The sequence below is a fragment of the Flavobacterium sasangense DSM 21067 genome, assembly GCF_000686885.1.
Lineage (GTDB): Bacteria > Bacteroidota > Bacteroidia > Flavobacteriales > Flavobacteriaceae > Flavobacterium > Flavobacterium sasangense.
Genome location: NZ_JMLU01000002.1, coordinates 18,929 through 39,082 on the forward strand (window position 1 = coordinate 18,929; position 20,154 = coordinate 39,082).

The following is a 20,154-nucleotide window of genomic DNA, read 5'->3' on the forward strand; positions in this document are numbered from 1 at the left end:
AGCATAAAAAAAAGCGGCCAATTACTGACCGCTTTACTTTATTTCTGAACTTCTAAAGTTTTTCTTTCCTTAATATGCTGGTTAAGCATTTTTCCGTATTTTGATTTGGCAACTTCTGGTGTCAAACTTTTTTGAATGGTGTCTAAATACGTGGTGTTGATATCTGCAATTTCTGAAAGCGCTAAATAAGGCGCAATTTCTTTATCTGCATGTGTTACTGCAAAATGGGCTGTGTAACGGTATTTTCTTTTTAAAAGTTTTTGATAGGCTTGCTCAATGCTATCTGCTGTAGTCGGATTTGGTTTTATTTCGTTTTTTAAGCGTTTCTCTATTAACACCAAATTTTCTTCGTTAAAACGCTTGTTTATGCTGTCAAATTTCATCCACAAATCCTGATTTTTTGAACCTGTAATTTTTGCTTCTGAGAAAAACGCTTTTAAAGAAGTTTCAATTTTAATGTCACCTGGTTCTGCAAAGAATAGTAAGCTATTATCAATTGAGTTGGTTTGTCCTCTATCTAAAGATAAATATAACATTTCTGGACTATCTAATTTAATGTGGCTTTCAAACTTTGAATCACCATTAATAATAATACTGTCTAGAATTACCAAAGTTGAATCTTGTATTCTTTGTAAATATAATTTTCCTTGACTTAGTCCTTTTACATCTCCTGTAATGTGAACATTAGCATCAGAAGCACTTTCTTTGTTACAAGCTATTAATGTGATAACGGCAATTACGGCTAAAACTATCTTCTTCATCGTGAATTTTTAATTTGTGTTCGCAAAGTAAATAAAAAAATCCTCAAAATACTAAGTACTTTGAGGATTTTCAAGTGCAATATCAATTGCGAAATTCAAAATCAATTTCAAAATCAATTTCAAGAATCAAGATATGTGACTCTTCAAACTTAAATTTAGCCTCTTAACCAAGCTTCGCGAACTGCTTTTTTAGTTGCATCCGTTGATTGGTAGCCGTCTTGTTTTTCTTTTGGCATTACTACTTTTCCTTTTACGATTTGCTCTTTGCCGTCTCTTTTAATTTTAACGGTAATAGCGTCTCCATCTTTCCAGTTCATACTTGCCATGATTAAATCGTAGATATTGTCTAAGTTGTAACTCTTATCGTTGAAAGCTAAAAGGGTATCATTGTTTTTTAAACCTAAAGTGGTCATGAAAATGTTTAATTCGATTTCAGGTAAAATCATGATTTCTTTTGTGCTAGGATTTACCGTAATGTAAGGCTCTCTTTGTCCTTTTAAGAATGGATTTCCTGCTACTTCAATTGATGCTTCAGTAACTCCCATTTTAGCGAAATATTGCTCGTATGGAATTGGAGTTTCTCCTGCTACGTGGGTTTTTAAGAACTCACCAACCGCTGGATAGGTTAATTCCGTTATTTTTGCGAATAACTCATCGTCTTTAAATGCTTTTTTAGTTCCGTATTCTTTAGCTAATTCTTGCATTAGGTTTAAAATTCCTTTTTGACCGTTGCTGTTTTCTCTAATTAAAATATCAACACACATGGCAATTAAAGCTCCTTTTTGGTATACATTTAAGTATTGATCTTTGTAAGGTGCATTCAATACGTTTTTACTCATTTTAGTAAAACTCATATTGTCATTCATTTGACGTGATTGTGCAATTTTACCTGCCATTCTTTCAAAGAATTCTTTTTCGTCAATTAAGCCTTGATTTACTTGGAATAAGTTGGCAAAGTATTCGGTAACTCCTTCATACATCCATAAATGTTCTGACATTTGAGGATTGTTGAAGTCGAAATATTGGATTTCGTTTGAATGAATCGTTAATGGAGTTACAATATGGAAGAATTCGTGCGAAACTACGTCTTTTAATTGTTCTTGTAACATTTCTAATCCCATCATTTCTGGCATAACCACTGTTGTTGATGTTGGGTGTTCTAAAGCTCCAAATCCTTTAGCGTCTTTAGCTTTCATATCAGACAAGTACAATAAAATAGCGTATTTTTTTGTAGAGTTGATAGGTCCTAAGAAACGTTTTTGCGCTTTCATCATCGTTTCCATGTTAGGCGTAATTTGTTTTGCGGTATATTTTCCTGTTGGAGAATACACACTAATGATGATTTCCATATCATCCACCATAAACGATGTGAAATCTGGTTTTGAATACATGATTGGCATTTCTACCAAATTCGCATATTTAGGCATGTAAAACACATCTGATGTAGCACTTGCATCGGCATCTGTCATAGCTGAAACTCCCATTAACGTTTCAGGATGTGTAACGGTTAATTTGTATGGTGTTTCTTCTTTTCCTTTGAAGTATCCAATAAATCCGTGCGTGTTCAACATGAAATTTGCACCTGCATTGATGTTGGTTCCTGCTGGAGAGAATACATCTTCGCTTTCTCCAAAACCAGCGCCACCTTCCGTATCAAAAGTATCGTTAACCAAGTAAGTGATTTTAGCTAATTTAGTAGCATCTGAAATTGAATATGAATTCTCGTCAATTTTCGCAATTTTAAGTGCATTTCCTTTAGCATCAAAAGCTTTTACGTTTTCAATAAAACGCCCATAATCGTCTTCTGAATACGTTCCAGGAACTGTTTTAGGGAAATGATAAGTTACCGTTTCTGTTGTAATTGTTGGAGCCGTAACGGTTACCATTACTTTGTCGTCTTTTACATTGATTAAATCGATTGTAACGGCAACATCATTTTGTTTGGTAGTCGTTTGCGTTGGACTACAACTCCATAAAAATCCCACGAAAGCAAGGGAAAGCATTATTTTTTTCATTTTGTGTAGATTGAATTGTTTATAAGTAGAGAAAATAGAATTATTGTTACAATTCGCGTTTGGAAATTTTATCGAATTGTTTTAATCTTTTTAAGTAAGTGCTAATAAAAAAGCTCTTAAATTAGATAAGAGCTTTAGTTTTTAGTCGAATTTATTTTTGAAGTAATATTTGCTATCTAAATCTTCATCTTCCAATTCGTTGTACTTTATTGGTTTTGGTTTTGGTTTACTAGCAGTCACTTTCTTTTTCCAAAGTTCAAAATTGTCTTTGGATAATCTTTTGCGCATTAATTCGGTAACCTCATTTTCTGAAACTCCAAACTCTTCCTTTAATACTTCAAAAGGCTTTTTTTCCTCTTGAGCCATTGCAACAACTCTGTCTAATGTTTCGTTGTCGAATTCTGAAATTTTCTTCTTTCTCATCAGATGAATACTAATTCTTACTTTTTTTATTGGTTTATTATTCAATATTAATAAAAAAATAAATTCAAAAAATATGCCAATTGCTTTTTTTGAAATTTTTAAAATTATTCGAAAGTTGCTAGTTGTTTTTAGTGAATATTTATAAAATTGTTCTAAACGTTAAATTTATTCTTGCATTTTTAGGTTGAGTAGCTTTCGGAATTTGATGTTTGTAGTGAATTTGGCTGCCTTCTTTCATCAATAATAAACTTCCGTGGTTTAAATTCAAGGTCATTTTTGCTTCCGAATTGGTAATGTGTTTCAATTGAAATTTGCGTTCTTCGCCAAAACTAACGGATGCAATAATAGGATTTCGGCCCAATTCTTTTTCATTATCGGCATGCCAACCGTTGCTATCTTTTTCATTTCGATATAAATTAGCTAAAACGGTGGTGAAGTTGTGATTAGCCACTTGTTCTGCTTTGTCTTTAATGAACATCAAAGTTGGATTCCAAGCGTGAGGTTGCATTGTTAAACCTGAATAAGAGTAAGGGTTACCTTCATTTCCGAATAAACACGTTAATCTGGGTTGGGCAATTTTCTTTCCAAAAATGGTGATGTCATCTTGTTGCCAAGGCGTTTCGTTCATTAATTTATCCCAAAGTAAATCCGCTTCTTCCTGATTGAAGAAGTTGGGATAGAATTCAAAAACCGCATCAGGTAGCGGAAGTATTATTTTTTCTTTTGGAAATAAATCAAGCATAAAAAAAGCGATGATTAACATCGCTAATTTACTTTATTTTTTCTTGAATTGTATGTTCATAATCACAATTGCTGTAATAATTAATACAATTCCTATCCATTGAATGAATAACACTTGCTCGTTTAAAAGGAAAAATGCCATCATTACCGAAACAGGTAATTCTAATGAAGAAACAATACTTCCTAATCCAATTCCCGTATGAGGAAATCCTGCATTTAATAACATAGGTGGAATGATGGTTCCAAATAAGGCTAATACAATTCCCCATTTTGTAAAAATTTCGAAATTAAAAGGCGTAACTTGAGTGTATAAGCTGAAACCAAATACGATAACAGCCCCACCTAATAACATATATAAACTTCTTTGTGCAGACGAAATTCCCAATGCGACTTTGTTGGCTGTAAACATTGTTGTAGTAAAAGAAGCAGCAGCTAATAATCCCCAAAATAATCCGTTTGCCCAATCGATTGTTGGGTCATTGAAGTCGATTTTAAAAATATTGATAGCTAAAGCAGTACCAATTAATACAATGATAACTGAAATTATTTTTTGAAATGAAGGCGCTTTTTTGTCTAAAAACCATTCTAATAAAACACCCATCCAAACGGTTTGCATTAGCAATACAATTCCAATAGAAACAGGAATATATTTTACTGCTAAATAGTAGAAAACACTCGTCATTCCTAATGAAGTTCCGGCCAACATTAATTGGAAAATATTTTTTGGAGAAGCTTTTACCGCTGTGTTTTTGTTTTTAGTACGTTGGAATAAGTTGATGATTAAAATCCCAATGATTCCATAAATAAATTGTGATGAAGTTACTTCCGCTGTTGTAAAATTTTCTTTGTAAGCTAGTTTAACGAAAGTAGCTAACATACCGTAACTCGTTGCGCCTAATGCAACCAAGAAAACACCTTTGATAATATTGTTGTTTGACATATCCTAAATTTTTAAGGGGCGCAAAGATAGGGTAAAAAGAAAAAAGAGAATAGATAAAAGAAGAAAGATTTTTTGAGGGTTTAATTTTAGTACGAATTTAACATTATTGTTTTAAATAAAAATTCGAAAGTGGAGTTATACTATTCTAATCCCATTTCTATGAAGCATTTTTTACTATTGATAGCAGTTTGTTTTTTGTGTTGTAATAATTCGGAAGTTGAACCTTTAGCTGTAAAAGATTACAGTTCTTTTCATGAAGAAGCAGCTTCCTTTTGTAAAGAAAATAATTATAATGAATCGTATTATTTTTTAGTTGATTTGAGTGTGCATTCTGGCAAAAATCGTTTTTTTATTTATGATTTTGCAACGAAGAAAGTGTTGGATAAAAATTTGGTTACACATGGCAGTTGCGATCAATTTGAAGAGAATCCAGACAAATGGGAAAAGGTAAAATTTGATAATAGAGTAGACAGTCATTGCTCGATGAAGGGGAAATACAAAATAGGAACTCGCGATTATAGTTCGTGGGGAATCAACGTGAAATATTGGTTACACGGACTAGAGTCTTCCAATAGAAATGCGGAAAAAAGAGTTGTTGTTTTGCATTCTTGGAATGCTGTTAAAAATCAAGAAATTTATCCAAGATATAGTCCGTTGAGTTGGGGTTGCCCAGCAGTTTCTGATGCTTTTATGGAAAAGTTAGATAAACGTTTACAACAATCAGAAAAATCAGTTTTGTTATGGATTATTGAATAAATTATTCTACATCTTCAGATAAATCCTTCAAATGAACTCTTAATGCATTTACTGAAATACTTATTTCCCAAAACGAAATTCCTAATGAAATCAATAAACAAAATAAGCTACCTCCAAATAGGTAAATGCCAAAATCTCCTTGATTTACATAAAGTAGCAACATTGCAAAAACAGATAAGAACAAACACATTACACCAAACAATTGCATGTAACGGATTAGCGTTAATCTTAAGTTTAAGTTTTTAATTTCTAGTAAAATGCTTTTATTGTGATTATCGTCGTAGTTTTTCTTCAAGTTACGGATGATTTGCGCAATCGTTAAAAATCGATTCGTATAAGCCAATAGGATTAACGAGGTTGCGGAGAATAATAAAGCTGGAGTTTCTATTGAGAGTGTCATACTATTTTTATAAAATATAAAATTACAAAAAAATCCTGAGAGGTTTTTAAAACCTGTCAGGATTAATATTTAAAGGTTGTTTTTACTTATTTAACAATGCTTTGATTTTCGTTTTCAATTCTTCAAAATCATCTTGTTTGAATCCTATTGATGTGTAAATAATAGTTCCAGTTTCATCGATTAGATAATTTCTTGGGATAAATTGCGTTGCAAAAAGTTTATAAATGGCTCTTGCTTCATCAGGATAAATTGGGAAAGTGAATTTTTTCTTTGCGATAAAAGCATTGGTTTCTTCTAATTTGTGCTCTCTACCAAAACTCATTAAAATGAAATTATCATTTTTGTGAACATTCCATATTTCAGTTTCCAAATGAGGCATTTCTTGCATACACGGACCACACCAAGTGGCAAAAAAATTAATAAGAATTATTTTTCCTTTATGCTCTGATATGTTTTTTGATTCTCCTTTTTCATTTAGATAACTAAACATAGGTAATTTATCTCCAACCTTTAAAAGGTTTGTTTTCTCATAATTTACATTGTCTTGTGCTGACACAAGATTTAAAAGGAAAAGAATTGATAATAATGCTAGTTTTTTCATATTTTATTTTTTCATGTTTTTATATAATATATTCTCCTGCATTTCTTTTTCCTTTTCTTTTTCTATTTTTTTGAAAATAGAAGTAAAATTTCCTTTAAAATTCTCTTTTAAATTTTTAACGCCTAACTTTTCTAAGCTGTATAAATATATGTTTATTGCTTTTTCAGAATCATTTTTCATATAAGGAGCAGTTAGCCAAAATACCTGTGCAGCAAAATCGTAAACACCTAAATCTAATGCAATGTCAGCGTATTTGTATATGTCATTTAGAATTTCATTTTTATTTTTAAATAAAGATTGAATTTCTTGTCGTCTAAATAATAAATAACCTTCTTTTGGGTTGCTGGCTCTAACATCCATATTGTATAAAGGATTGTGTTGGTAAATCTCTATTTTGGCTTTATCCCATTGTGATCTATCGTTTGATTCAATTTTTTTATCATTTAGATCTTTTGTGTTTTGTGAAAAATATAATTCATACAGGTTCCATGATGAATTTGGATATACTTTTTTAATATTTTGATAAATTTCAATTGCTTTGTCATAGTTTTTTTTGTCATGCTCAGTAATTCCTTTTGCAATTTCATCATTTATTTCGTTGTTGAAAAGTTCTAATCGAAACTCAATTTCTTTTAAATAGTCAGTTGAGATGCTTTCTTTGTCTGCAAAAAGTTTTAATATTTCAATGTATTTGTATGCATAATCAAACTCGCCTTGAGAAACTAACATAAAAGTTTTTGTTATAGGAATCAATAGATTTCCATTCGACATTTCCATACAAGCTCTCCAATAGTCTGAATTTTTATCCGTTAACTCAGCAATGTTTTGAGTTTTTGTAAAATCGGTTTTCTCAATTAGTTTGCCAAAATTTTTAACCCCAGCAAATTTATCATCAACAATAACTTGATAAGCACTTAAAACAGGAAGAACTTCATTAATAGCATAATCTTTATTTAGCTGTATTTTAGTTTCTAAATTAGCTTTTTTATATTCCTCTAATTTCTGTTTAATTGGGTCTATATAATCTTTAAAGTCAGTTATTTCTTTTTCTGATTTTGTATTGACAGAAATGAATACTGGAAAATCAACAAGTTTTGTGTTTTCTAATTTATATGCTTTTATATCTGTTACTATTTTTTGCTCTTTAATTGCATCAATTTTTGGATCAGAATGTACCTTAATAGTTGGATCTCCAGTTTTATGACTAATGATTAAAACTCCGATTTTTTCTTCTTTTGGGAGTGTTTTATATTCTATTTCAAAATGTTTGATTATTTTTCCGATACTCGCAATGTATTTATCTTCATTAATATTGACTTCTGAAATTTTATCATTCGCCAATATGTTTAATGATATTTTTGGTTTGTCTTCTTGTGAAAACATTGCATAACTTATAAGAAAGAAAACTGTTAATAGGGTTTGATTGATTTTCATTTTGAATATTTTTTGTAAATAACAATATTACAAAAAAAACCTACAAGAATTTTAAATCTTGTAGGTTTTTAGATTGTTTTTTTCTTTTATTTCTTACTTCAACGTCTCAAAACTTCTCTTAACAAAAGCAGTCAACTCTTCACCTTTAAGTAATCCTTGAGAAAGTTTTGCTAAATCTAAAGCTTGTTTTACCAAGTCTTTTTGTGCGTCTTCTGGACTGTTTAAAATAGTAGTTGCTAATTCTGAATTTGTGTTAACCACTAAATTATACATATCAGGGAAATTGCCCATGCCAAACATGCCACCACCGCCAGTTGCACTCATTTCTTTCATTCTACGCATGAATTCAGGTTGGGTAATAATGAATGGTGCAGCATTGCTATCTAAGTTTTCTAATTGTACTGTGTAGTTTTCTTTTGGAACTACTGTTTCAACAGCCGTTTTTAGTTTCTCTTTTTCGTCATCCGATAATTTCGAAATCGTTTCTTCTTCTTTCTGAATTAATTTATCGATATGATCTGCATCAACTCTAGCAAAAGTTAAATTCTCATTATCCGCTTCTAATTTTTGAATCAAATGCGACACGATTGGCGAATCTAACAATAACACTTGATAGCCTTTTTCTTTTGCAATATCAATGTAACTATGTTGTGCGTCTTTGTTTGAAGCATAAAGCACCACTAATTTTCCGTTTTTGTCGGTTTGGTTGTCTTTTAATGCTTCTTTTAATTCCGCTAATGTGTAATATTTGTCTTCAGTTGTTGGATACAATACAAAATCGCCTGCTTTTTCATAGAATTTTGGTTCCGAAAGCATACCGTATTCCAATACCACTTTGATGTCGTTCCATTTTTGTTGGAAATCTTCTCGGTTTTCGTTGAATAACGATTTCAATTTATCAGCAACTTTACGAGTGATGTAATTTGAAATTTTCTTCACATTACCATCGGCTTGTAAGTACGAACGCGATACGTTCAATGGAATATCAGGCGAATCCACCACACCTTTTAACATCATCAAGAATTCAGGCACAATTCCTTCTACGTTATCCGTTACGAAAACCTGATTTTGGTACAACTGGATTTTGTCTTTCTGAATTTGTAAATCCGATGATAATTTAGGGAAATATAAAATTCCAGTTAAGTTGAACGGATAATCGACATTTAAGTGAATGTTGAATAACGGTTCATCAAATTGCATTGGATACAATTCGCGATAGAAATTTTTATAATCTTCATCCGATAAATCACTTGGTTGTTTGGTCCAAGCAGGATTTGGATTGTTGATGATATTGTCTACATCAACATATTCTGTTTTGTAATCTTCCGGAGCATCTTCTGGTTTTGGAAGTGCCTCTTTTTTAGTTCCGAATTTAATCGGAATCGGCATGAATTTGTTGTATTTGGTCAACAATTCGCGAATTTTGAATTCTTCTAAAAACTCTACTGAATCATCTGCAATATGTAAGATGATTTCGGTTCCTCTTTCCGATTTGTCATGAGGTACTAAAGTGAATTCCGGACTACCATCGCAAGTCCAATGTGCTGCTGGCTCGTCTTTGAATGATTTGGTGATGATTTCTACTTTAGAAGCCACCATGAACGCCGAATAAAATCCTAATCCAAAATGTCCAATTACACCTGAGTCTTTGGCGGAATCTTTATATTTTTCTAAGAATTCTTCCGCGCCTGAGAAAGCAATTTGGTTGATGTATTTTTCCACTTCATCGGCTGTCATTCCTAATCCTTGGTCGATGATGTGTAGTTTTTTACCTTCTTTATCGATTTTTACTTCGATTTTAGGATTTCCGTACTCCACTTTTGCCTCGCCAATACTAGTTAAATGTTTTAATTTTAAAGTAGCGTCGGTTGCATTCGATACTAATTCACGAAGAAAAATTTCGTGGTCACTGTACAAAAACTTTTTGATTAAGGGAAAGATGTTTTCTACTGAAACATTAATTTTTCCTGATGCCATATTTAAAATTTTAAGTTAAACAATTTGATGATTATCTTTCTTTCAAAAGAAATACCAAACTTAAATTGGTGACAAATTGACATAATTTTTAATCTTATCTTTGTAAAAAAAATAGTTATGCTGTCTGTTCAAAATATTACTTTTTCTTATATCGATTCACCTAATTTGCATTCTATTTCTCTAAGCTTGACTAAAGGGAAAAATTTAGCTTTAATTGGAGAAAGTGGTTGTGGAAAAAGTACCTTATTAAAATTGATTTACGGTTTGTATGACTTAGATGAAGGTCAGATTTTTTGGAATGATATAGAAGTGTTGGGTCCGAAATATCATTTGATTCCAGGAATGCCTTTCATGAAATATTTGGCACAAGATTTCGATTTGATGCCTTTTATTACGGTGGCGGAGAATGTTGGAAAATATCTTTCTAATTTTTATCCAGAAGAGAAAAAAGCCAGAATCACCGAGCTACTTGAAATCGTAGAAATGACAGAATATGCCAATATAAAAGCTAAGTATTTAAGTGGCGGTCAAATGCAACGTGTGGCTTTAGCAAGGGTTTTGGCTCTTGAACCGGAAGTTTTATTGTTGGACGAGCCTTTTAGTCATATCGATAATTTCAGAAAGAATAGTTTGAGAAGAAAACTGTTTGGTTATTTAAAAGAAAAAGGAATCACATGTGTTGTTGCTACTCACGATAGTACTGATGTTCTATCTTTTGCCGATGAGATAGCGATTATTAAAGAAGGAAAAATCATCGAAAGTGGTATTCCAAAATTCATTTACGATAATCCAAGAGACAAATATGTAGCTTCATTATTTGGAGATGTTAATGAGGTTGAAATCAACGGAGAACTAAAATTTGTTTATCCACATCAATTGAAATTGACATTACATTCCGATTTAAAAGTGCAGATTGTCAATTCTTATTTCAGAGGAAGTCATTACTTGATAGAAGCAAAATTTGGTAATCAAAATCTGTTTTTTGAAAATGATACGATTTTGGAGAATGGGGAAGTGGTTTGTTTGAAAACAAAATAGACCTTCAAACAATTGTTCAAAGGCCTATCTTCTTTATTTTATGTTATCCTGAGCTTGTCGAAGGACTAATTCTTTAAATACTTTTCTAAGAATTGATCTTGTTCCCATAACAAATGTAAGATGTTTTCTTTGGCAACATAACCATGACTTTCTTTAGGTAAAATCACCAATCTAGCAGGTCCACCTAAACCTTTTAACGCTTGAAAATAACGCTCCGATTGTAGTGTAAAAGTTCCAGGGTTGTTATCGGCTTCACCATGAACTAATAATAAAGGTGTTTTCATTTTTTCTGCATTCATAAATGGCGACATAGTATTGTATACTTCTGGAACATCCCAGTAATTACGTTGCTCACTTTGGAATCCGAAAGGCGTTAATGTTCTGTTATAAGCACCACTTCTTGCAATTCCACAAGCAAATAAATTCGAATGCGTTAATAAATTAGCCGTCATGAAAGCTCCGTATGAGTGACCTCCAATTGCTACTTTTTTACGATTGATGTAACCCAATTTATCTACTGCATCAATTGCTGCTTCTGCATTAGCCACTAATTGTGGAATAAATGTGTCATTAGGTTCTGTTGTTCCCTCTCCAATAATTGGGAAAGCCGCGTCATCTAAAACTGCATATCCTTTGGTTACCCAATATACAAACGAACCGTAATTAGGAAATGTAAATTCATTCGGGTTTTTATCACTTTGTCCAGCTGAGTTTTTGTCTTTGTATTCTGCTGGATATGCCCAAATTAACAAAGGTAATTTCTCTTTTTTCGTTTTGTCATAACCTGCTGGCAAATACAAAGTTCCTGAAAGTTCAACTCCATCTTTTCTCTTGTATTTGATTACTTCTTTGTGCACGTTTTTAATACTTTCGAATGGATTTTTGAAAGTGGTAATCGGCGTTAATTTGTTTTTCGATTTGATGTTTCTGAAGTAGTAATTTGGATATTCATTTTTCGATTGAATCATTACTAACACTTCTCCTTTTTTGAAATCTTCAATCGACATCAAATCTTCTTTTTTGTCTTTCATGTTCGATGTATACAATCTCGTTTTTTTTAACGTATTGAAATCATACTCGTCAATAAAAGGAAATTGTCCTTCTTTTGTATGTCCGTCACCTATTAAATACCCTTTGTTGTTTTCTATCGCAATTACATAACGTCCAAATTCGTTCTTTTTCATCTCGAAATTTCCAGGATCTGAATAAATGTCTTGTGAATTTCTATCTTCAATAATTTTTGGAGCAATAGCTAAATTGGATGGATTAAATAAATAGGCTTTTGTATTTCTTGTATCGTACCATGAATCCGCTACAATTGCAATTTTGTCATTCGCCCACATGATACCACCATAACGTTGTTGCGTTTTGATTAAACTTGTAGGATTTGATGTAAATGGCGCTTCCCATAAGAAAACTTCATCTCTGAAATCTGCTTTTACTGCTTGGTCTCCACCATCTAAAGCTTCAACAAAATATAAAGTTGCTGCTTTGTCGGCTCTCCATCCCATGCTTCTTTTTCCTTTACGTACCGATGAAAAACCTTTCGGCATGATTTCGGTTAAAGGTACTTCGTTTACCATTTTAACTTCTTTTCCGTTGGCGTCATAAACAGTAGTTTTTTGAGGAAAACGACTCATCGGAACAATATAAGAATATGGTTTTTGAATGGTGGTTAGCATTAAATAATTGCCATCTGGAGAAAAACTTTCTCCTGCGTAAATATCAGCACCTTTAAATAAAGTAGTATTTCCAGAAAGACTAACTTTATACAATTCTGAAGTAACTAAAACATCAAAATTAGCTTCATCTGTTTTGTTTTTCAATAAGTCTTGATACGTTCTGTTTTGTGATTTTGAACCATCACTCGTTGAAACTGTTGGTCCTTTTGGTAAATCCTTATTGCTATCGATTAAAGCTGGACGATTTTTTGGTAACACTTTTACCAATAAAGTTTCGTTGTCCTTCATCCAATTGAACGGACTTCCAAGATTCGCATTCAAATTATCAGAAGTTAATTTTTTAGCGGTTGCTGTTGCTACATCAATTACCCAAAGTTCAACGCCTTGATTCGTAGTGTTCGTAAAAGCAATTTTCTTTTCGTTTGGCGACCAAGAAATATTTGTAATTCGAGCATTTGCAGGTAATCCACTAACTTGAATTTCGTTTTTGTCCTTGATTTTTCTAATCTTAAGATTGTTGATATACGTTACCGTACTCGAAATGTTTGTAACAGGATTAATACGTAATCCACCTAATTTCATTTCGGTCTGATTTAAATCGTCTAATGTTTTGTAAGTATTTCGATAACTTAAAAGCATGTATTCTTTTTTAGTATCCATACTTACCGATGGTGCTCTTTCGTAATCAGCCAAAGCTAAAATTTCTGCTGATGGCTTTTGATACGTTACATTTTCTTGTGCTATTGAGGTGAATGTTCCCACAAAAACAAACAAAGAAAGGAGTTTTAGTTTCATTGTTTTTGGTTTTATAATTTGCTCTAAAATTATTTTTTTAGTTACAATTTTTTTACAATTATTTGTTAATTTTTCTTATCTTTATGATTCATTAAAACAATAAAAACATTTTAAATTATGGGAAAATTTGTAATTTCAACAAGAAAAAACGGAGAATTTCAATTTAGCTTAAAAGCTGGTAATGGTCAAGAAATCTTAGCTAGTGAAGGATATACAACTAAAGCAGCTTGTTTAAACGGTGTTGAATCTGTGAAGAAAAATTCACAAGACGAGGCTCGTTTTGATAAGTTAGAATCAAAAAATGGTAAATTTTATTTCAATTTGAAAGCTACTAATGGTCAGATTATAGGAACTAGCGAAATGTATGAAAGCACTGCTTCAAGAGACAACGGAATTGCTTCTGTAGCAAAAAATGCTCCAGACGCTTCGGTTGATGATCAAACAGCATAATTTTAATAAATAGATTTAAAAAGTGCCTTCTTAAAAGTAGGCACTTTTTTTATGATTTGTCAAAAGCACAAAAAAAAGATTCCAAATTAATAATTTCGTATTTTTGTAGCTTAATTTAGAAAGAAAAATATGTATCATTCAAAAATTACGGGTTTAGGTTATTACGTTCCTGATAATGTGGTAACTAATGATGATTTGTCAAAAATAATGGAAACAAACGACGAATGGATTCAAGAAAGAACGGGAATTCAAGAGCGTCGTCATATTATAAGAGGAGAAGATACAACCACTTCAATGGGTGTAAAAGCAGCTCAAATTGCTATTGAGCGTTCAGGAGTAGCCAAAGAAGATATCGATTTTGTTATTTTTGCTACGTTGAGTCCGGATTATTATTTTCCTGGTCCAGGAGTTTTAGTACAACGCGATTTAGGGTTAAGAACTGTTGGTGCTTTAGATGTTCGTAATCAATGTTCTGGATTTGTTTATGCGATTTCAATTGCGGATCAATACATCAAAACCGGAATGTATAAAAACGTTTTAGTTATTGGTTCCGAACTCCATTCAACAGGTTTAGATATGACGACTCGCGGAAGAGGAGTTTCTGTAATTTTTGGAGATGGAGCAGGAGCGGCGGTACTTTCAAGAGAAGAAGATTTGACTAAAGGAATTTTATCAACTCATTTACATTCAGAAGGGCAACATGCTGAAGAATTATCTTTAGTTGCACCAGGAATGGGCAAACGTTGGGTAACCGACATCATTGCGGATAACGATCCAAACGATGAAAGCTATTATCCATATATGAACGGACAATTTGTTTTCAAAAATGCAGTAGTCCGTTTTAGTGAAGTAATCAATGAAGGATTACAAGCGAATAATTTACAAGTTTCCGATATTAATATGTTGGTACCACATCAAGCGAATTTGAGAATTTCACAGTTCATTCAACAGAAATTCCGTTTAACAGATGACCAAGTATTCAACAACATTCAAAAATACGGAAATACCACTGCAGCCTCTATTCCAATTGCATTAACCGAAGCTTGGGAACAAGGTAAAATCAAATCAGGCGATTTAGTAGTTTTAGCTGCTTTTGGTTCTGGATTTACTTGGGGAAGTGTGATTATTAGATGGTAATGAAAGCATTTTATTTAGATAAATTCAAGTATAATTTAGATAAGAATCAGTAAATGATTCAATTTCTTGTTGAGCATGAAAATGAACTAAGCGAAAAGATACACGTTCTGATTTCACACATTTTAAATGCTCATGAAATTTGGAATACTAGAATTTTAAAAGTTCCAACACAATATGGAGTTTGGCAATTGCAAAATTGGAAAGAAATGCTTGAAGTAGATATAAAGAATTATGAAATTTCTTTGTCTATTTTAGAATCAAAAGAACTAGATGCTAATGTAGATTACATAACTTCAACAGGTGAACATTATTCTAATTCCATTCAAGATTTGTTATTTCATGTAATTAATCATTCAAATTATCATAGAGCGCAGATTAATTCAGAACTGAAAAGTTTAGGATTAAAGCCTTTAATAACGGATTATGTTTTTTACAAAAGAAAATAAAAAAAACGCTCTGAATTTTCAGAGCGTTTTTTTACTTCTTTATTGAAAATTCCAAGTTGAATATTCAACATCATATTAAATAACAAATGTTTAATTTGAACAACGAATATTGAAGTTTTAGAACATTCCGCCGCCGCCACTTGTTTCGTTAGCATCTCTTTGTTTTCTTGCTAAAGCACGATTTTTTCCACCACCAAACATGTAATTGAATCCTACATAAAATGTTTGACTTTCCCAGTAGAAAGCACCTTGTTGTCTGTAAGGTATATTTCCATCAAAAGCAAAACGCATGTTTTCGAAAACGTCATTATAACGAGCTGTTATCGTACCTTTTCCTTTTAAAATGTTGTAGGTTGCTCCAAAATCCATTTTATACATTGGTTTTCTATCGTATTGTAAGCCTTTGTCTTTTCCTCGGTACATTCCAAATAATTGAAAACGTAAATCTTTGGTTGCTGTAAAAGTGTTATTTATTCTAGCATTAAATGTAGTTACATCTACTGAAGCATTTTCTAATGCGTTTGTGTTTGCATTTTGTACGGTTCCTTTAGCGGTTTTAAAATATACATCCGAACTAGCATTAACTGCCCACCATTTTGTGAATTTTAAATTTGCAGAAGATTCAATTCCAAAAGCATCATTGTTTGCAAAATTGGCATACGATAAAATATTACGGTTTGGATTGTTTGGGTCGTTATAAACCGTTCTTGAAATCTCATCCGAAATACTTCTATAGAAAACACCACTTGTGATGGAACCAATTTTTGTAGTTCTAGTATAATTAATTTCGAATGAATTAGTGAATTGTGGTACTAAAGCTGGATTTCCTCTTGATTCCATTAAAGGCGTTGTCCATTCTCTAATTGGGCTAATTTGTCCAATACTTGGTCGGTCAACACGTCTTGAATAATTGAAATTGAATGAGTTTTTATCGTTTGCTGTATACGTTAAAAAAGCTGATGGATAAGCTGTAAATAAGTCATCTGAAATATTTTGAGCATCATTAAAGTTTGGATTTGTTTCGTTGATAGCGAAATTAGCATCCAAGTCAAAATATTCTAAACGAACGCCAAGTTGACCACTCCATTTTCCAATTTGTTTGCCAACATTAGCATAAGCTGAATAAATATTTCTTCCAAATTCAAACGAATTATTAGCGCTTGTAAAACTCGGATTAATATCATTAAAACGATTACCCGAATTCTGAATTCTCGTTTCCACTCCCAATTCTAATTTCGTGCTTTCGGTTAACGGATTTACATAATCGGCATTAAATTGAAAATAATCAGTTGTTCCTTTAATAATATTTCTTCTTTCAAAACTTTCTGATGGGTTTAAAATAGTTTCATCATAAAGCGTGTTTTCATCATTTACAGTATGTGAGTAATTCAATTGAAGTTCTAAATTTTCATCTTTCTTTTCAAAATCATGTTTGAAAACCATATCATAGGTTTGGTTTTTGTTGTTTCCATTACTTCCAAAAAGCTGAGTTGTATTTCGGTTTGTAATTGCATCATCATACACAACTGTTGTCAATCCTGTACCAGAACCATAAGTAAAACTTTGATTGGTATAAGCTGACAATGTGTTTTTTTCGTTAATGTAATAATCCATTCCTAGTTTTAATAGATGTGAATTATTCTTATTTCGGAAATTAAAATCTTGACGATTTTCTTGATTGGTTCTTTCGCTATCTACATAACCATTGTTTGCGTTAATTCCGTGATTAAAGCCATAATTGGTGTAAAAATTGACTTTTCCTACACGGTAATTCATGTTCAGAGCCGAGTTGGTTTTTGGTGTGATTCCGAAAGTAACGCCTGTGTTGATAGAACCATTAAAACCATCTTGTGAATTTTTATGCAAAATAATATTGATGATTCCGCTCATTCCTTCTGGATTATATTTTGCTGAAGGATTTGTAATCAATTCAATTTGTTTGATTGAAGCCGAAGGAATTTGTTGTAACAATTGCTCCACCGAAACATTCGAGGGTTTTCCGTCGATAAGTACACGAACATTGCTGTTTCCTCTCATACTAATTTCTTTCGTTTGAGGGTCGATACTTACTGTTGGAATATTATTCATAATTTCAGAAGCAGTAGTTCCTGAAGCAATTAAATCTTTTCCCACATTGATAACTTTTCTATCAATTTTTTGCACCATGTTTGAACGCTCTGCAACCACTTCAACATCTTTTAATTCGGATACGTCTTCAGAAATAGCAATTGTTCCTAAGTTTTGATTAGCATCAGCAGTCAAATCAATATTTTTTACAACCGTTGTGTATCCAATAAATTGAATTTCGACAGTGTATTTTTGTATAGCTAATTTGTTGATGGCAAAATTTCCGTCTTCTGTGGTTACACCTCCTGTAACAATCTTATTATTATCTTTAAGAATAATGTTTACGTACGGTAAAGGTTCATTAGTTTTTTTGTCAATAACCTTTCCTTTGATAGTTCCCGAATTTTGTGCAAATCCAAAAGCAATGGAACACAAAAAACAGGTAATAATTAATTTAAGTTTCATTTGTTTGTTTTTAATTATATGATTGATGATTGTGTTTAATAGACTTCAACAATTGTTAATTGTTACAGTATTTTTGAAATATTTTTTTAATCAAAAAAAACTAATCACTATTTACTAATCGCAAACTACTATTTATTACCTTTGCACGTTCAAAAAAATAAGGTAAAATGACATTACATCACACATTAACAACACACATCCAAAAAGCGGTTCTTGAATTGTTCAATATTTCTATTGAAAAAGTTGAATTTCAAGCTACTAGGAAAGAGTTCGAAGGTGATATTACTATGGTAGTTTTTCCTTTGGTAAAAGCATTAAAAGGCAACCCAGTTGAAATCGGAAATCAGATCGGAAATTACTTAGTAGCAAACTTAAATGAAGTTTCTAAGTTCAATGTAGTAGGCGGATTTTTAAATATCGTGATTTCGGATGCTTTTTATGTGGAATTTTTCAATACTATAAAAAATAACGAAACCTTTGGTTTTGTAGCTCCAAAAGAAGGAGAAAAAGCGGTAATGGTAGAATACTCTTCACCAAATACCAACAAACCTTTGCATTTAGGTCACATCAGAAATAATTTATTGGGTTATTCGGTTGCTGAAATTTTAAAAGCTTCAGGAAAAAAAGTATACAAAACCCAAATCATCAACGATAGAGGAATTCATATCTGTAAATCAATGTTGGCTTGGCAGAAATTCGGAAACGGACAAACGCCAGAATCAACAGGATTGAAAGGGGATAAATTGGTTGGAAATTTCTATGTGGAATTCGACAAGCAATACAAAAAAGAAATTTCAGAATTAATCGCTCAAGGTAAAACCGAAGACGAAGCAAAAAAACTAGCGCCATCTATTTTAGAAGCACAACAAATGCTTTTAGATTGGGAAAATGGAAAACCAGAAGTTATTGAACTTTGGAAAACCATGAACCAATGGGTGTATGATGGTTTTGCTCAAACGTATAAAAATCTTGGCGTTGATTTTGATAGCTACTATTATGAATCCAACACGTATTTACTTGGAAAAGAAGTAGTGCAATTTGGTTTAGAAAAAGGCATTTTCGAGAAAGACCCTGATGGTTCGGTTTGGATTGATTTAACGGCTGATGGTTTAGATAGAAAAATCGTGCTTCGTTCTGATGGAACAGCGGTTTATATGACGCAAGATATTGGAACCGCAATCCAACGTGTGAAAGATTTTCCAGATGTTGGTGGAATGGTTTATACGGTAGGAAACGAGCAAGATTACCATTTCAAAGTATTGTTCTTAATCTTGAAAAAGTTAGGATTTGATTGGGCAGATAGCTTATATCATTTATCATACGGAATGGTAGAATTACCTTCTGGAAAAATGAAATCGCGTGAAGGAACCGTTGTAGATGCAGATGATTTAATGGCAGAAATGACGACTACTGCACAAACTATTTCGGAAGAATTAGGGAAATTAGATGGATATTCTGAAGAAGAGAAAGCGGTTTTATTCAAAACAATCGGTTTAGGTGCGTTGAAATATTATATGTTGAAAGTTGATCCTAAAAAACAAATGATGTTCAATCCAGAAGAATCAGTTGATTTTGCAGGGAATACAGGACCATTCATTCAATATACGTATGCTCGTATTCAATCGATTTTGAGAAAAGCAGATTTTGATACTTCAATTTCAATTTCGGAATTAGAATTACACGAAAAAGAGAAAGAATTAATCAAACAAGTGCAGTTATTCCCTGAAGTAATTCAAAATGCTGCAGAAAATCACAGTCCGGCGTTGATTGCGAATTATACGTATGATTTGGTGAAAGAATTTAACTCATTCTATCAACAAGTTTCGATTTTAGGAGAAGAAAATCACGATAAAAAAGTGTTTCGAGTACAATTGTCTAAATCGGTTGGAAACACCATCAAAAATGCATTTCAGTTATTAGGGATTGAAGTTCCTGAGCGTATGTAAAAATATTTCAACATTCACAATTCCAAGTTGTATATTCCTTGTTTAAATATCGAACAACGAACTTGGAACAACGAATTTTG

General features: G+C 32.1%; 17 protein-coding genes. 6 read left to right on the forward strand and 11 right to left on the reverse strand.

Going from position 1 to position 20,154, the window contains the following annotated elements:
• Window positions 1–38: 38 nt before the first annotated feature.
• From BP92_RS0102070 to BP92_RS0102090, 5 genes are all read right to left on the reverse strand, one after another.
• On the reverse strand, window positions 39–761 hold the full coding sequence (locus BP92_RS0102070) for a DUF4369 domain-containing protein (RefSeq protein WP_026724521.1): 723 nt from the start codon (window positions 759–761) through the stop codon (window positions 39–41).
• A 155-nt stretch (window positions 762–916) separates the two neighbouring features.
• Complete coding sequence (locus BP92_RS0102075; protein WP_026724522.1) at window positions 917–2,776, reverse strand: M61 family metallopeptidase; 1,860 nt, start codon at window positions 2,774–2,776, stop codon at window positions 917–919.
• Between the two features lie 141 nt (window positions 2,777–2,917).
• Window positions 2,918–3,199: a TIGR03643 family protein gene (locus BP92_RS0102080; RefSeq protein WP_026724523.1), complete on the reverse strand. Its 282-nt coding sequence runs from the start codon at window positions 3,197–3,199 to the stop codon at window positions 2,918–2,920.
• Between the two features lie 139 nt (window positions 3,200–3,338).
• Entirely contained in the window at window positions 3,339–3,941 is a 603-nt protein-coding gene (locus BP92_RS0102085; RefSeq protein ID WP_026724524.1) for an alpha-ketoglutarate-dependent dioxygenase AlkB family protein, read from the reverse strand.
• A gap of 33 nt (window positions 3,942–3,974) precedes the next feature.
• Window positions 3,975–4,880, reverse strand: a complete 906-nt coding sequence (locus tag BP92_RS0102090; RefSeq protein ID WP_026724525.1) for an EamA family transporter — start codon at window positions 4,878–4,880, stop codon at window positions 3,975–3,977.
• Window positions 4,881–5,039: 159 nt separating this feature from the next.
• Here BP92_RS0102090 and BP92_RS0102095 point away from each other — a divergent pair, with 159 nt between their 5' ends.
• Window positions 5,040–5,636, forward strand: coding sequence for a murein L,D-transpeptidase catalytic domain-containing protein (locus BP92_RS0102095; RefSeq protein ID WP_026724526.1), 597 nt, complete (start codon window positions 5,040–5,042; stop codon window positions 5,634–5,636).
• A 1-nt stretch (window position 5,637) separates the two neighbouring features.
• Here BP92_RS0102095 and BP92_RS0102100 read toward each other — a convergent pair whose 3' ends face one another.
• The 4 genes from BP92_RS0102100 to htpG form a co-directional block, all read right to left on the reverse strand.
• Complete coding sequence (locus tag BP92_RS0102100; RefSeq protein ID WP_026724527.1) at window positions 5,638–6,036, reverse strand: DUF2721 domain-containing protein; 399 nt, start codon at window positions 6,034–6,036, stop codon at window positions 5,638–5,640.
• 82 nt (window positions 6,037–6,118) lie between these two features.
• Window positions 6,119–6,637 carry a TlpA family protein disulfide reductase gene (locus BP92_RS0102105; RefSeq protein ID WP_026724528.1) on the reverse strand — a complete coding sequence of 173 codons (519 nt, stop codon included), beginning with the start codon at window positions 6,635–6,637 and terminating at the stop codon, window positions 6,119–6,121.
• Between the two features lie 3 nt (window positions 6,638–6,640).
• Window positions 6,641–8,071, reverse strand: coding sequence for a hypothetical protein (locus tag BP92_RS0102110; protein WP_026724529.1), 1,431 nt, complete (start codon window positions 8,069–8,071; stop codon window positions 6,641–6,643).
• Window positions 8,072–8,164: 93 nt separating this feature from the next.
• Window positions 8,165–10,048, reverse strand: a complete 1,884-nt coding sequence (gene htpG / locus BP92_RS0102115) for a molecular chaperone HtpG (RefSeq protein WP_026724530.1) — start codon at window positions 10,046–10,048, stop codon at window positions 8,165–8,167.
• A gap of 117 nt (window positions 10,049–10,165) precedes the next feature.
• Here htpG and BP92_RS0102120 point away from each other — a divergent pair, with 117 nt between their 5' ends.
• On the forward strand, window positions 10,166–11,086 hold the full coding sequence (locus BP92_RS0102120; RefSeq protein ID WP_026724531.1) for an ABC transporter ATP-binding protein: 921 nt from the start codon (window positions 10,166–10,168) through the stop codon (window positions 11,084–11,086).
• A 65-nt stretch (window positions 11,087–11,151) separates the two neighbouring features.
• Here the strand turns inward: BP92_RS0102120 and BP92_RS0102125 are convergent, their stop codons facing one another.
• The gene (locus tag BP92_RS0102125; protein ID WP_026724532.1) at window positions 11,152–13,563 is read right to left on the reverse strand and encodes a S9 family peptidase; all 2,412 of its coding nucleotides are present in this window, start codon (window positions 13,561–13,563) and stop codon (window positions 11,152–11,154) included.
• A 117-nt stretch (window positions 13,564–13,680) separates the two neighbouring features.
• On the opposite strand from BP92_RS0102125, the gene BP92_RS0102130 reads away from it, so the two are divergent.
• The 3 genes from BP92_RS0102130 (at window position 13,681) to BP92_RS15645 (ending at window position 15,596) form a co-directional block, all read left to right on the forward strand.
• Window positions 13,681–14,013, forward strand: a complete 333-nt coding sequence (locus BP92_RS0102130) for a YegP family protein (RefSeq protein WP_026724533.1) — start codon at window positions 13,681–13,683, stop codon at window positions 14,011–14,013.
• Between the two features lie 129 nt (window positions 14,014–14,142).
• Window positions 14,143–15,150 (forward strand): 3-oxoacyl-ACP synthase III family protein, encoded by a 1,008-nt coding sequence (locus BP92_RS0102135; RefSeq protein ID WP_026724534.1) that lies wholly within the window; start codon window positions 14,143–14,145, stop codon window positions 15,148–15,150.
• Window positions 15,151–15,203: 53 nt separating this feature from the next.
• A complete protein-coding gene (locus BP92_RS15645; RefSeq protein WP_051604354.1) occupies window positions 15,204–15,596 on the forward strand; it encodes a DinB family protein in 393 nt (130 codons plus the stop codon).
• A gap of 117 nt (window positions 15,597–15,713) precedes the next feature.
• Here the strand turns inward: BP92_RS15645 and BP92_RS0102150 are convergent, their stop codons facing one another.
• Window positions 15,714–18,128 (reverse strand): outer membrane beta-barrel family protein, encoded by a 2,415-nt coding sequence (locus BP92_RS0102150; RefSeq protein WP_026724535.1) that lies wholly within the window; start codon window positions 18,126–18,128, stop codon window positions 15,714–15,716.
• A 167-nt stretch (window positions 18,129–18,295) separates the two neighbouring features.
• Here BP92_RS0102150 and argS point away from each other — a divergent pair, with 167 nt between their 5' ends.
• Window positions 18,296–20,074: an arginine--tRNA ligase gene (argS, locus tag BP92_RS0102155; protein ID WP_026724536.1), complete on the forward strand. Its 1,779-nt coding sequence runs from the start codon at window positions 18,296–18,298 to the stop codon at window positions 20,072–20,074.
• Window positions 20,075–20,154: the final 80 nt, after the last annotated feature.